Raw genomic sequence first — 13,203 nt, forward strand, 5'->3', positions numbered from 1 at the left:
ATGCTGTCCGTCGAGGTCTACAAGCAGGCGTTCGAAAACTGGGACATGGGGATGGCATGCGCGGTCGGCGTGCTGTGGTTTATCGCCATCGCTGTTCCCACCGTGTTTTATCTGCGCATTCTATTCAAGCGGGAAGGATCGTGATGTTGAGACTTCAAGGCTGGCGCGCGCGCGTCACGATGTCGGCGGGATTTACGGTGATCGCGGCATTTCTGTTCCTGCCGATCATCTGGATGATGCTCACGTCGATAAAGCCGCAAGGCGAGGTATTTGTGCGGATTCCCTCGTTGTGGCCGAAGGCTGCCACGCTGGAGAACTACCGCGAGCTCTTCTCTCGTGGCGATATGGTCGAGCATCTTCGCAACAGCCTGATCACTGCGGGTGGCGGGGCGTTGTTGACAGTCGTGCTTGCGACCTATGCCGCCTATAGCTTTGCGAAATTCCGCTACCGGGGACGCAAACCGCTGATGATGCTGATGCTGTCGGCACAGATGTTTCCCTTTGCGATGTTGCTCATCAGCCTGTACCCCATGCTGCAGGCGCTGGGCCTGCTTAATACGCGGTTCGGCCTGATCCTGGCGTACATCATCCTCGCTTTGCCGAGCGGTACGTACATGCTCTACAGCTTCTTCGTCAACATACCGACCGAAATCATCGAGGCGGCCAGGGTGGACGGAGCCGGCGAGTTGTACATCCTCCATCGCATCGTGCTGCCTCTTGCGATGCCGGCGCTCGTCACGGTTGGACTGTATTCGTTCATGTGGGCATGGAACGATCTGCTGTTTTCGCTGACGCTTATCACGTCGCCGGAATTGCGGACGGTGGGCCCGGGCCTGCTGCTCAGCTACATGGGCGAAGGCAGCAGTGACTGGAGTGGCGCAATGGCGGCCTCGATCGTCAGTTCGTTGCCGGTCGTTATCGGGTTTGCATTCCTGCAGCGTTTCTTCATTCAGGGCCTGACGGCCGGTGCGGTGAAATCATGAGACTTGCAAACAAGGTCGCTATCGTTACAGGGGTGGGCCAGGGGATCGGCCGCGCCGTGCTGCACCGCTTCGTGCGGGAAGGCGCCAGGGTCGTCGCCGTCGAATGGTCGCCCGAGGCAGCCGAAGCGGCGCTCGAGCACCTTCCGAAGGACGCCGTCCGTTTGTTGTGCGCCGATGCTCACCTCCAGAGCACCGTCGATGAAGCAGTACGACTGGCGACGACGCATTTTGGCGGGCTGGACGTGCTGGTCAACAACGCGGTCAAGTACATCGAGCGAAACGTCGTTGACTGTTCCGATGAGGAATGGGCAGCGACGCTCGACTCCGCACTGAGTTCGACGTTTCGTTTCTGTCGTGCCGCTATTCCGCACATGCTGGATGCCGGTGGTGGATCGATCGTCAATCTGGCGTCAATCAACCATATCGTCGCGAACCCGGGATTGGCCGCTTATACGGCCGCGAAGGGCGGAGTCAGCGCATTGACGAAGCAGATCGCTGTCGAATACGGCGTGCGCGGCGTTCGCTGCAATGCGGTGTCGCCGGCACTGATTGCGACCGACAGAACGATGCAAGGCGTGAGCGAGCACGACATGCGTCTGAACCTGGAGTGCTATCCGGTTGGCCGTATCGGCCAACCCGAGGACGTCGCCAATGCGGTGCTTTTTCTCGCCTCGGACGAGGCCTCGTTTATCACGGGTGTCGATCTGGTTGTCGACGGCGGGTTGACTTCGCTGGCGGCAAGCGCGCTTCTGTCCACGCGTATCCGAACCTGGTGGGGGCGTCCCCCGATCCAGCTTCCTGATGCATGACAAATACCATGCCGGTGCTTTGCATGGCTGCATGGCACTGGCCAAGGAGAATGAAATTGGCTGAACTTGAACTCAAAGGCGTGCGCAAGTCGTTTGGTGCGAGCACCGTTATCCATGGCGTCGATCTTCGCATAGAAGACGGTGAATTCTGTGTTTTTGTGGGCCCATCAGGGTGCGGCAAGTCGACCTTGCTCCGCTTGATCGCCGGCCTTGAAGAGTGCAGCGGCGGCTCGGTGTCGATCGCCGGCCAGGATGTGACGAATGCCCAACCCGCCAGACGCGGCATCGCGATGGTATTCCAGTCATACGCGCTTTATCCGCACATGACTGTAGAGCAGAACATGGGCTTCGGCCTGAAGATGACCAAAGCGCCGCCCAATGAGGTATTGGCGGCTGTGACGCGGGCGGCGCAGACATTGCAGATCGAACACCTGCTCAAGCGCCGGCCGAAAGACCTTTCGGGTGGGCAGCGTCAGCGCGTGGCGATCGGTCGCGCCATAGTTCGTAATCCAAAGCTATTTTTATTTGATGAGCCGCTGTCCAACCTGGACGCTGCGCTGCGAGTCGAAATGCGCATCGAACTATCCAAAATCAAGTCGCAACTGGGAACAACGTTTGTCTACGTGACGCATGACCAGACCGAAGCAATGACGCTGGCAGACAAAATTGTGGTCTTGCGGGACGGAAAGATCGAGCAGGTCGGTGCGCCTCTCGACCTCTATTTGAAACCCGCTAATCGCTTCGTGGCGGGATTCATCGGTTCGCCGAAGATGAACTTCATCGAGGTGACCTCGAGTGACGCGCGTGCCGATGGCGTGACCGTTGCCATGCCTGGCGGCGCGTCGGTGCGAGTCGGCGCGCATGAACGGATTACCTCCATGGGACCCGTTACGGTGGGGATCCGTCCGGAGCATCTGCAGATCGTTGAGCCGTCAAGCGCGCATCTCTGTGGCCGCGTGATGCTAGCCGAGCGTCTGGGTGGCGAAACGTATCTGCATACGCAGATCCCGTCCGGCACTGCACTGGTGAAGATCGATGGAAATTCCCCCGTTCGCGCGGGCGAAAACATCGGTCTGTTCATTCCGGCCGAACGAGCTCATCTCTTTTCGTCGAACGGCGCACGGATTCCGGCGCTTCAACCACAGGCTTGATATGACTACATTGCATCCTCTGCAAATCGTCGAGATCCGGCACTGGAAGGTGGCCATGCCGTTTACCACAGCATTGGAGTGGGGCTCGGGAACGCGACCTGCCGTCACCAGATTAATCGTCGAATTGAAACTCGCCAATGGTGTCAAAGGCTATGGCGAGACCATCTGTTTGCTGGATTTCATCGAACCCGTACTTCTCAATACGGTCATTCCGATCGCGCTGCAGCATCGCGCATGCGATGTGGAGCGTTTCACCCGGCATGTTTTCGGCGCCGGCTACTACCACCACAAGCGCGCGGTGGTCATGGCGATGGCGGCGGTCGAGATGGCCATGTGGGATGCACATGGCCGCGCGGTCGAAACCTCCCTGTCGAAACTGTGGGGTGGTGTTTTCCGCTCACAGGTCGAAGTCTCCGCCTATCTGTTCGGCACAAGTGCGGATGCGTTGAAGTCCGCCGCGCAAAGCTTTCTCGACGATGGGTATCGGAGCTTCAAGGTCAAGATCGGCATGACGCCGGCTTCGGATCTGTCCAATGTGGAAGCCGTACGATCGGTGGTCGGCGAGCTGCCGCTGCGTGCGGACGTGAATAGCGCCTGGACGCCCGGTACGGCGAGGCGCATGCTCGAGCGTTTGAGACCGTTCGACTTGCAGTATGTGGAGCAGCCGCTTGAGCTTGACGACCTCAATGGGCATGCGGAACTGAGATTGATGCAACCGGTGCCGATTGCATTGGACGAGTCGGCCTATACGCAGGCCGACGTCGGCAACATTGTGCGCAACGCCGCGGCTGACGTGATCCTGCTTGATCCCCACGAAATCGGTGGACTCTGGCAGACAATCAAGGCCGCGGCGATCGCCGAGGCCGCGGGGATTCCGGTCACATTGCATAGCGGGGGAGAGCTTGGTTTTTCGCAATCGGCCTACATCCACCTGGCGAGCAGTATCCCGAACATGTCGATCTCCATCGATTCGGAACGTGCCTATCTTGCCGACGACGTCGTATGCGTACCGCCTCTCGTGAAGGACGGCGTTTTTTCAGCGTCCGACGATCCGGGGCTGGGCGTGACGCCGGATTTTGCGAAGCTTGACCAATATCGCGTGTCCAGCATTCGAGGCGCTTATCTCGATGCTAGTCGTCCCGGTTGGTTTTCCACCAAGCCTGCCTACTAGGCCATACGAGCCGGACCGACGAGCGGCGCTCGCCCGCAAGTGTCGGCAGCCCTCGCCAGGCTGACGGGATCCGTAAGGCGGAAAGAGGCGGCGCCGTTGACCAGCACCCGCCGTCTCCCACTGTTCGAAACATTCTTAGGTTCTCCGCTGCGAGAGGTGGGAGCGGCCGGCCATGAGGGTCAGGATGACCGGAATCGAGTTACTACCAAATCTGACGAACAAAAATGCCGCGTACTGTGAATCAAATTGCGGATGCTTTTTCCGCGCAAGAAGTACAGTCGGAGATTCTGTGTGTAGGACATAGCAGGGCACAACTGGGCGAAGGTCCCGTATGGTCGCCTCAGGAACGATCGCTGTACTGGGTGGATGTCGCTCTGCACGTGGTACATCGTATTGACCGGGACAATGGTCACGAATCGGCGTTTGCGTTGAGAGACATTGTGAGCGTGGTAACACCAAGTGTGTCCGGCGATCTGCTGGTTGCAACATCCGGCGGACTACTCATGATGGATGTTGCGAGCGGACGTGCCCGACAACTGAGCCACCCCGAGTCCGGTCAGACCGGCAAGCGTTACAACGACGGCAAGTGCGATCGGCTTGGGCGCTTGTGGATCGGATCGATGGATATCAATGCCGCTCAGAACCGCGGCAATCTGTTCCGTGTGTGTGGCGATGGGATATGTACGCAGATGGATTCGGGTTTTACGATACCCAATGGCATTGGCTGGAGCCCGGACAACCGGCGCATGTACTTTACCGATACCGGCACCGCGACTATTTACCAGTACGACTTTGACCTGGCTTCCGGCAGCATTTCCAATCGCCGGCCGTTGATCGTGTTTGACGAGGCCGACGGCAGACCTGATGGCTTGACGGTGGACGCGGACGGTTGTCTGTGGGTTGCCATGTGGGATGGTTGGCACATCGCACGAATTTCGCCCGACGGTCGCCCAATGCTTCGCGTTCGCATGCCGGTGCCGAGGCCTACGAGTTGTTGCTTTGGTGGGGAAAAACTGGATACGTTGTTTGTGACGAGTGCGTTCATCCGGTTGAGTCAGGAGCAATTGCACCGTGCTCCTTTGTCCGGTGGCGTGTTCGCTTTTTGCGTGCCGGGGGTGCATGGGCTTCCCGAGTCGCCATTTGCCGGCTAGTCCGGCTGTTTTGCCATCGCATGGATGAGGCCGCTCCGGAATCACGTTGTTCAGATCATCTGATCGAGGCTTCTGCCTGTCGCAAGCCTGGTGCGGTTGGGTATTCGCACCGTAGCCATAGAATTCCCCAGTTTGCGACAGGCCGCTGACTAAAGCATGTCAATCCACGCAGTAACCGCGGCGTTCATGTCGTCGCTGCGGTCCTGCATGATCCAATGGCCCGTGTTGGACCAAAGGTCGACTTTCGATTTCGGATGCACGAACCAGGAGCGCATGCGCCTCGCCTGCTCTGGGTCACGGCACAGGTGATTAACTGGAACCGTAAGGCTCTTGCAGAACGTGGCGCTCGCTTCTTCAATACCCACCTGATCGCTGCCAAAGAACAGGGGGGCAAAGGATTCGCGGACAACATGCGCGGGCATGCCCTCGGCGCGCCGCGTGTGCCAACGCTTGTATGCCGGATCAGTGCGGCGATCATAGACCAGTTCGAACAGGGCCGGGGCCACCACACCAGGGTCGCCGGTGCTCAGATCCTGACTGGTTTTCGCAAAAAGCCTGGCAGCGGCGTAGGAAAGGCCGAGCGCGCCGTCGACGGACACAACGGCACTGACCAGGTCCGGCCGCCTGGCGGCGAGTCGGGCGGCGATCTGCCCACCCATCGAATGCCCCACGATAATGAACTTCTGGCCTGGATATTTCTTCACGATAAACGTCTCGATGTCCGAGACATAATCCGCGGGCGTGTACGCACCCGGCGGCATGACCTCCGATCTGCCATGTCCGCGCAGATCGACAGCGACGACACGATATTTGCTTTCGAAGTACGGCAGTTGCCAACTCCAGTCATGGGAATCGCAAGTCCAGCCGTGGAGAAACATCACGTTCTTGCCTTTGCCTCGCTCCGTCGAGAACAACGCTGCCGGCGATCCGGGCGTTGCATATGCCGTACGGCCTCCCAGAGCGCCTGCAACAGCCGCCACACCGGCGATCTTGAGCATGCCCCGCCGGGAGAGTTCATGTTTCGCAATTACCATTCGGTATCCTTATTAGCAACAGGTGTATCAAACGCCTGCCTGGCTCGGCTGGGTGATGCCGGGTTCGAAGCAATCAGGCTGACTTCATGTTATACGTTGTATATCTACGGTCAATTACGCACCTTCAGGTGCGCAGATATACAGGAGGATACCGGGATGGCATGTGAGGTCGATGAGGTCTTCTTTGCGGACTGCGCTGCACGCTCGTTCTTCGATCAGGTGGCGAATAAATGGTCGGTTATGATCCTTACGCTTCTCACCGAGAAGCCGACACGCTTCAATGAGATCAAGCGGAGGCTGGAAGGCATCACGCACAAGGCGCTCACGCAGGCCTTGAGGCGGCTCGAACGGAATGGCCTGATCGCTAGGGAGGTGCTTGCTACCTCGCCGGTAGCGGTCGAATACTCGATCACGGAACTCGGGCGTACCCTGCAAGTACCGTTCGGAGCGGTATATGCCTGGTCTATCGATCACTTGCATGAGATTGAACTGGCGCAAGAGGCCTATGACCAGCATGCACCGCGAGGGCAATAGCAAGAGCCGTCCGCGGGGTTAGTCTGGCGATGGCGATTTACTTGCGGGCGTCCTTATCGGTGTAATGGGTTTCACGACCGATGTAGTGGACCAGAAACTCCATAACAGCTTTGATCGCGGGCGTACGGCGCAGGTCGGGGTAGGTCACCAGCCACAGCCCGGTTTCGGGCGGCTCGGATCCAATGTCCAGCCGGACCAGTTCAGCGTCGTTGTCGCCGATCATCGTGGGCAGAAGCGCGACGCCCACGCCGTTGCGTGCGGCCATCTGCTGCCCAGTCGCATCGCTCGCTTCGAATACGATGGGCCGCCCGCCGATATTTTTGCGTAGCCACTTTTGATGTTTCACATGGTCCAGCGACGAGTCATAGACGATGAACTCCCATTGCGCGGAAGGGCGAGCCGCATAGGCACGGCTGGCATATAGACCAAACCGGATTGTGCCTACGCGCCGTGCAACGAGACTGCCTTCCTCGGGCTTGACCATCCGAACAGCAATATCCGCGACGCCTCGATCCAGCGGTGCTATGTCGGGCGATCCCTCCATCACGATCTTCAAGGCCGGATGCGATTCACGGAACGTGCGTATGTGCGGTGCGATGCAGTAGTTACCCACCGTAGGCGGCACGCTGATACGGACCGTTCCGGACAGCGTGGACGACGCCCGCAGCGCGTATGTTTCAACTGTCCCGGCGCCGTGGGCCATTGATCGGGCGAGCATGGCGATGGCCTTTCCATCCTCGGTCAAACGGGTGCTGCGGGGGAGCCGGTGAATCAGTTTCAGTCCGAGCGCCGACTCCAGAGACGTTACACGCCGCCCAACGGTGGCGTGTTCGACTGACAGTTTGCTTGCCGCGCCTGAGAGCGTCCCGGTGTCCGCAAGTACCAGAAAGTACTGCAAATCTTGCCAGTCGAACATAGCGATTTTTTAACAGAGTTTGTGAACCGATGAGGAATTCCCAGGCGACCAGGGTAAGTCTAGTCTCGTTTGTGGCGGTCGACTGAAGACCACTCACGGACTTAGGAGAATCTGACATGCTCTACGAACTGGTTACCTTGTCGTCGCATATTCTGAAGCTGCCGGAGGTGATCGCGAACGCGGAAGCCTACCTCAATCATCCCGAAACCACAGGTTGCCGGCTCGGCGCATGGGCCTCGGAAAACGGGCGGCTAGGGAGCGTGCGCATTCTGCGAGGGTTCGCCGATGCTGGGGAATTGTCTCAGGAAAGAACGCGCGCGTTACATCACGCCAACCCTTTCGGTGCGGCTGGCAGCACCTGTACGATCGAGATGGAGAGCTACGCCGGCTTTCCTTTCCTTCCTCCCGTCGAACCGGGGTCGTTCGGCAGGTACTACGAGTTTCGCACCTACTGGCTAAGACCAGGTGGACTGGCGCCTACTATTGCGGCGTGGCAGGCCGCGATGCCTGAGCGGTCAAAACGCTCCCCTCTGACAATCAATATGTACGCGCTTGACGGCGTGCCGCGCATCACGCACATATGGCCTTGGCAAAGCCTGGATGAACGCATCGCGATACGTGCAAAGTCTTTCGCCGATGGAATCTGGCCACCCGTAGGCGGCCCTGAGAATTTCTATGAGGCGACGTCCACGATCTGGATACCGACGATCAATTCGCCACTGCGGTGACACGGGTTCTGTTGCGATCCCGCACCGTAGTTCTCGCATCGATCAACTTTCCTCCGCGAGCTTTGCTGCGGCAAAACCGTTCATTGGTGCGTCAGCAGCGTCACGCAAATCATCGAGATCACGCCCACGTGTTTCCGGTGTGAAATAGGTCGTTACCACGCCGATCAAACTAAGAATCGCGACGTAGCTGGCAAGCGGAATCCACGCCAGAAGCGTCCCTTCGTGTCCACCCCAATGCACCGTCGCCCAGGCGATGATGGATGCGCCGACGAGTGGCGCCACGCCGCCTGCGATCACAGCCGACACTTCGCGTCCCACCGCCACGCCGGCATAGCGATGCTGCGCGCCAAAGAGCTCCGGCAGCAATGCACCCTGCGTCGCGAACATGCCCCAGACGCCGGCCAGCGCGACGCATAACATCGCAATGCTTGCCGTGGCGTTGCCGAGGCTCAGCACCCACCAGGTCGGATAGGCCAGCAGCAATTGATAAAAAGCGAAGGCGCGATAGACGGGGATGCGTCCGAACCGGTCGCTCGCCATGCCGGCCAGCGGAATGATGATCGCCCCCGAGGCGCCGGCGAGCAGCAGGGCGATAGGGCCGATCTGGCCTTTGAGGCCGGTCGCGGTCGCGATGTAGCTGATAGCGAGCGATTGATAGATCGACGAACCGCCGTTCTCGGCCATGCGCATGCCGATGACCTTGAGAAGCGTCGGTTTCGAATGCTGAATGAGGTGCTTCAACGGATTCTCGTTGACCTCGCTTCGCGCTTCGAGTTTGGCAAACGACGGCGACTCCTTGAGCTTCAGCCGGATCCAGATCGCTACCGCGATGATCACAGCGCTCAGCAGGAACGGTACACGCCACAGCCAGCTTTGCGAAAGGTCTTCGACGCGGACCAATGCGAAGTAGATCGCAGCCGCCATCACGGTGCCGAGCAACACGCCCATGAACGGCAACGCGGCGAAATAGCCGCGCCGTTTGGCTGGCGCATACTCGGCCATCAACACGGCAGCGCCTGCCTGCTCGGCGCCGGCGCCCAGTCCCTGCAGCAAGCGGCATCCCACGAGCAGGATCGGCGCCCAGATGCCAGCGGACGCATAGGTGGGCAAAACGCCGATGAGCGTGCTGGCGATGCCCATCAAAAGGATCGTCGCCATCAGAACGAACCGGCGTCCATAACGGTCGCCGAGCGTGCCGAAGATAATGCCGCCCACCGGCCGGATGGCGAAGCCCAGAAAGTACGCGCCGAAGCTCGCGATCAGTCCGATGGCCGGCGTGCTGGACGGAAAGAAGAGCGGCCCGAAGATCAGCGCCGACGCGAGGTTGTACAGCGCGAAGTCATAATATTCGAGCGCGCTGCCGAGCGACGCAGCCCATGCGGCGCGATACAGGTCGGCGTTTGTGACTTCGTGCTTGCCGCCATTGGCGCGAGCGCCGGTGGCATGACCTGGGCTGCGCGGGCCCATTGCAACGGTTTGCTGGTTTTTCATCTTGTCGTCTCCTCCAATCGGGAATGCCATTTCGGTCACTCATGACCCGAATGCTCCTCTAGCCCACGCGTGCAATCTCGTCGAGCAACGCCGTGCTCATCGTATCGAGCGGCGCGGGCTTGCCCGTGTAAAGCTCGATCTGACCGCAGAATTGATGCAGCAGCATCCGCGTGCCATCGACGACGCGGCATCCAAGCTCAGCGGCGTCGCAAATCAGCTTGGTGCGCACGGGGATAAACGCCGCGTCCATTACGAACAGATGTGCTGCGAGTTGTTCGGACTTCAGTGGATTGACGCCGGGCGCACGGAAGCCGGCGGCTGTTGCATTGACCAGGCCGTCGAAGCCGGCCGCGTCGAAATCGTTCAGATCGCCGCCGAAAGCAAGGCCGAAGTGGCGGGCGAGTTCTTCTCCACGCGAGGCGGTGCGGTTGAATACCGTGATCTCCGCGCCCGCGCGCCGTACGCCCCAGGCGATCGCGCGCGCCGCGCCGCCCGCGCCGAGCAGCGCGATACGGCGGCCCGGTAGCGAGGTCACTTCTTCGAGCGCGCGCACCGCGCCTGTGCAGTCGGTGTTGTAGCCGGTCAAGTGGCCGTCGCGATTGTCGATCGTATTCACGGCGCCGATTTCGCGCGCCGTTTCGTCGAGCGCGTCGAGGTAGGGAATGACGGCCTGTTTGTGCGGCATCGTCACATTCAAGCCGCGAATGCCGAGCGTGCGCATCGCGTTGATCGCACCGGCGACGTCCTCTATACCGAAGCTCACAAATGTATAGTCGACGCCGAGCGCCTGATAAGCCGCGTTGTGCACCTTGACGTTGAACGTGAATGGCTGGCCGGCGAGCGAGCCGCATAGCGTCGGAATCGAGTGAGGCATGAAGCGCATGGGCTATTTCCCTGTTGTGTTCAGTTGACGATGGTCAGCGCGGGGTCGTACGAAGCGACGAAGGGCCGCCCGTCAGCGCAATGCGCTGCCCGGTGTCCTGCAGATGGCCGCCGTTCACCGCAAACATGGCGAGCTGCTTCTCGACGTTGAACTGCACGATCAGATGCTTGCTGTCGGCGGTAAACACGATGCCCTGTGCAGCTTCGCCACCCGGCGCCTCGGACATCTTCACGGCCTGGCCGTTGCGGATCGCGAACAGAAGCACCTTGCCGCGCGCATGGCGTCCGGGGTTGTCCGGCGTCAGGTTCGAGCCGTCCATGGCCTGTACGCCGATCCACTTGCCGTCGGGCGAGATCGCCACGCCCTCGGGCAGTGACGGCACCGTGAAGTGCTGCACCGCGCGGAACGGTTCGTGCGACACGTCGATGAGCGTGATCGCGTCGGCGTCGCCCGCGAGCGTGCCCGCGTAGCCGGACAGGCCGGCGAGACCGACGTCGCTCACGACGGCCCATTTGCCGTCGCTCGATACGTCGACGGTGTAGGGCGCGACGCCACTCGACAGACGCACGCCGCTGTCGGTGACATGGCCGTTGGCGACGTTCAGCACGGCGACGCCTTGCTCGTCGCGCAGTGCAACCAGCGCATGCCTCGCGTCGTGTGTGAAGCTCACGCCGGCCAGACGCTTCTGGCCGATCTTCAGCGTATCCACCAGCGTCACGCGGTTTCCGTCTATGCCGAGCACCATCACGCTGCCGTCGACGCACGCGACGAGCGCAAGTTTTCCGCTGCGGTCGATGGCGATGCCCTGCGGATGGCTGCCGATCTCGAGCCGGCTAACAGCGGGCGGCGACGCGTGCAGATCGACGACCTGGACAAAGGAATCCATCAGTAGTTTATTGGCGGCGTGGTCATAGCGGGTGGGCGCGCCGACCAGCGCCACGGCGGCGTCCGGCGTGACCGCGACCGCCTGCGGCGGTCCCTGGATACCGTTCTCCACCTCTACCTGAACCTTGACCTGAGGGGGAAAGCGGCTGGCGTCGAGAAGCGTGAGCGTGTCGGGTTGAGCATTGGCTGGGTAGGTATCGCGCCCCTCGACACGCTGATACTTGCCGTCATTGCCCGAGACGATCCAGTCCGCGGCATGTGCGGCGCATGCCGCGAATGCGATTGTCAAACCGGCGAGCGTTTGCGCGCCGCGCGTCCGGCTCGCGATGAATGAATACATGTCGATGTCTCCGATCTTGTCTTTTGTGGCGTATTGCCGTGGTGGCCGGCGTTTCCCGGACTGCACTGGGTGCCCAGTGAGGTAGCCCGTAACCTTGAATGCCCACAAGTTCAACGCAAGTGCAGCAAACGCGCCAATAGTCTTTCATGACGTTGTTATCATGATTCGTGATGACAAGCGACCGCTTGCGGAGAGACACCATGGAATTGAAGCACCTGCGCGCATTCGTGGCACTGGCTGAAGAGCTGCATTTCGGCCGCGCGGCGCAGCGTCTATGTATCGTGCAGCCTGCGCTGAGCATGCAGATCAAGGCACTGGAAGAGGAACTGGAGGTGCGGCTCTTCGAGCGCGACCGGCATAACGTTGCGTTGAGCGACACCGGGCGGCTCTTTCTGCCCGAAGCGCGCGCCACGCTTCATCAGGCGATGCGCGCGGAGCAGACCGCGAGGCTTTCCGCGCGTGGGGAGATTGGCGTGCTGCGCATTGCGTTCGTGTCGTCGGTCCTGCCGAAACTGCTGCCTGATCTGATCCGCAGCATGCACGCACGCTATCCGCTCATTACGCTGGAGTTGAAGGACATGACGACGCCGGAGCAGATCGCCGCCTTGCACGGCAACAAGCTCGACTTCGGCCTGATACGCATGCCCGCGAGCGGCGCAGGACTCGAAACGCGCATTGTGCTCGAGGAATCGTTCGTGGTGGCGGTGCCTGAAGATCACGCGCTAGCCGCGAAGCCCTTGATTCATCCGACCGATCTAAGCGGCTCGCCCGCTTTCGTGCTCTCGCGGCGATACGCGCCCGGCTTTTACGACGAGATGCTGGTTGCGCTGACACAGCAAGGCGCGGTGCTCGACATCGCTCAGGAGTTGGGCGAATTCCCGACCATGCTGGCGCTGGTGGCGGCGGGACTCGGCATTGGCGTTATTCCGGCTGCTGCGGCGCTGGCTCTGCCGCCCAAGGTCGTGGCGCGTCCGCTCGATCTTCCAGGTCACCGTACCGGTATCGGTCTTGCGTATACGCGGCTCGATAGCGCGGCGAAACGTGTGCTCTTCGAAGTGATGATGCAAAGCGTCGGAGATGTATCGGAGAACTGAGGTTTCACGAACGGGCAGGAGCGGATAGGTCCG

At 60.5% G+C, this 13,203-nt stretch carries 14 protein-coding genes; 9 read left to right on the forward strand and 5 right to left on the reverse strand.

Going from position 1 to position 13,203, the window contains the following annotated elements; genetic code table 11:
* From GH665_RS39245 to GH665_RS28070, 6 genes are all read left to right on the forward strand, one after another.
* A complete protein-coding gene (locus tag GH665_RS39245; RefSeq protein WP_246216388.1) occupies nucleotides 1-144 on the forward strand; it encodes a hypothetical protein in 144 nt (47 codons plus the stop codon).
* The gene (locus tag GH665_RS38825) at nucleotides 144-983 is read left to right on the forward strand and encodes a carbohydrate ABC transporter permease (protein WP_246216389.1); all 840 of its coding nucleotides are present in this window, start codon (nucleotides 144-146) and stop codon (nucleotides 981-983) included. The genes GH665_RS39245 and GH665_RS38825 overlap by 1 nt, the downstream gene beginning before the upstream one ends.
* Nucleotides 980-1,792, forward strand: coding sequence for an SDR family NAD(P)-dependent oxidoreductase (locus GH665_RS28055; protein ID WP_153140490.1), 813 nt, complete (start codon nucleotides 980-982; stop codon nucleotides 1,790-1,792). Before GH665_RS38825 ends, GH665_RS28055 begins: the two co-directional genes overlap by 4 nt.
* A gap of 56 nt (nucleotides 1,793-1,848) precedes the next feature.
* Nucleotides 1,849-2,943, forward strand: a complete 1,095-nt coding sequence (locus tag GH665_RS28060) for an ABC transporter ATP-binding protein (RefSeq protein WP_246216390.1) — start codon at nucleotides 1,849-1,851, stop codon at nucleotides 2,941-2,943.
* A 1-nt stretch (nucleotide 2,944) separates the two neighbouring features.
* A complete protein-coding gene (locus GH665_RS28065; RefSeq protein WP_167531018.1) occupies nucleotides 2,945-4,114 on the forward strand; it encodes a mandelate racemase/muconate lactonizing enzyme family protein in 1,170 nt (389 codons plus the stop codon).
* 224 nt (nucleotides 4,115-4,338) lie between these two features.
* The gene (locus GH665_RS28070; RefSeq protein ID WP_153140493.1) at nucleotides 4,339-5,265 is read left to right on the forward strand and encodes an SMP-30/gluconolactonase/LRE family protein; all 927 of its coding nucleotides are present in this window, start codon (nucleotides 4,339-4,341) and stop codon (nucleotides 5,263-5,265) included.
* A 149-nt stretch (nucleotides 5,266-5,414) separates the two neighbouring features.
* Here GH665_RS28070 and GH665_RS28075 read toward each other — a convergent pair whose 3' ends face one another.
* Nucleotides 5,415-6,299, reverse strand: coding sequence for an alpha/beta fold hydrolase (locus GH665_RS28075; RefSeq protein ID WP_153140494.1), 885 nt, complete (start codon nucleotides 6,297-6,299; stop codon nucleotides 5,415-5,417).
* On the opposite strand from GH665_RS28075, the gene GH665_RS28080 reads away from it, so the two are divergent.
* Nucleotides 6,282-6,833: a winged helix-turn-helix transcriptional regulator gene (locus GH665_RS28080; protein ID WP_246216391.1), complete on the forward strand. Its 552-nt coding sequence runs from the start codon at nucleotides 6,282-6,284 to the stop codon at nucleotides 6,831-6,833. The genes GH665_RS28075 and GH665_RS28080 overlap by 18 nt on opposite strands.
* A gap of 37 nt (nucleotides 6,834-6,870) precedes the next feature.
* Here GH665_RS28080 and GH665_RS28085 read toward each other — a convergent pair whose 3' ends face one another.
* Nucleotides 6,871-7,749 carry a LysR family transcriptional regulator gene (locus GH665_RS28085; RefSeq protein ID WP_153140495.1) on the reverse strand — a complete coding sequence of 293 codons (879 nt, stop codon included), beginning with the start codon at nucleotides 7,747-7,749 and terminating at the stop codon, nucleotides 6,871-6,873.
* Nucleotides 7,750-7,865: 116 nt separating this feature from the next.
* Here GH665_RS28085 and GH665_RS28090 point away from each other — a divergent pair, with 116 nt between their 5' ends.
* The gene (locus GH665_RS28090) at nucleotides 7,866-8,477 is read left to right on the forward strand and encodes an NIPSNAP family protein (protein ID WP_153140496.1); all 612 of its coding nucleotides are present in this window, start codon (nucleotides 7,866-7,868) and stop codon (nucleotides 8,475-8,477) included.
* Between the two features lie 42 nt (nucleotides 8,478-8,519).
* Here GH665_RS28090 and GH665_RS28095 read toward each other — a convergent pair whose 3' ends face one another.
* The 3 genes from GH665_RS28095 to GH665_RS28105 are packed head-to-tail and all read right to left on the reverse strand — an operon-like array spanning nucleotide 8,520 to nucleotide 12,076.
* On the reverse strand, nucleotides 8,520-9,968 hold the full coding sequence (locus GH665_RS28095) for an MFS transporter (protein WP_153140497.1): 1,449 nt from the start codon (nucleotides 9,966-9,968) through the stop codon (nucleotides 8,520-8,522).
* 58 nt (nucleotides 9,969-10,026) lie between these two features.
* A complete protein-coding gene (aroE, locus tag GH665_RS28100) occupies nucleotides 10,027-10,851 on the reverse strand; it encodes a shikimate dehydrogenase (RefSeq protein ID WP_246216392.1) in 825 nt (274 codons plus the stop codon).
* Nucleotides 10,852-10,885: 34 nt separating this feature from the next.
* Nucleotides 10,886-12,076, reverse strand: coding sequence for a YncE family protein (locus tag GH665_RS28105; RefSeq protein ID WP_153140498.1), 1,191 nt, complete (start codon nucleotides 12,074-12,076; stop codon nucleotides 10,886-10,888).
* A 200-nt stretch (nucleotides 12,077-12,276) separates the two neighbouring features.
* Between GH665_RS28105 and GH665_RS28110 the strand changes: the two genes are divergently transcribed.
* The gene (locus GH665_RS28110; RefSeq protein WP_153140499.1) at nucleotides 12,277-13,170 is read left to right on the forward strand and encodes a LysR family transcriptional regulator; all 894 of its coding nucleotides are present in this window, start codon (nucleotides 12,277-12,279) and stop codon (nucleotides 13,168-13,170) included.
* The last annotated feature ends 33 nt before the right edge of the window (nucleotides 13,171-13,203 follow it).

Origin of the sequence: Paraburkholderia agricolaris (assembly GCF_009455635.1) — a bacterium.
In the GTDB taxonomy this organism is placed as follows: Bacteria; Pseudomonadota; Gammaproteobacteria; order Burkholderiales; family Burkholderiaceae; genus Paraburkholderia; species Paraburkholderia agricolaris.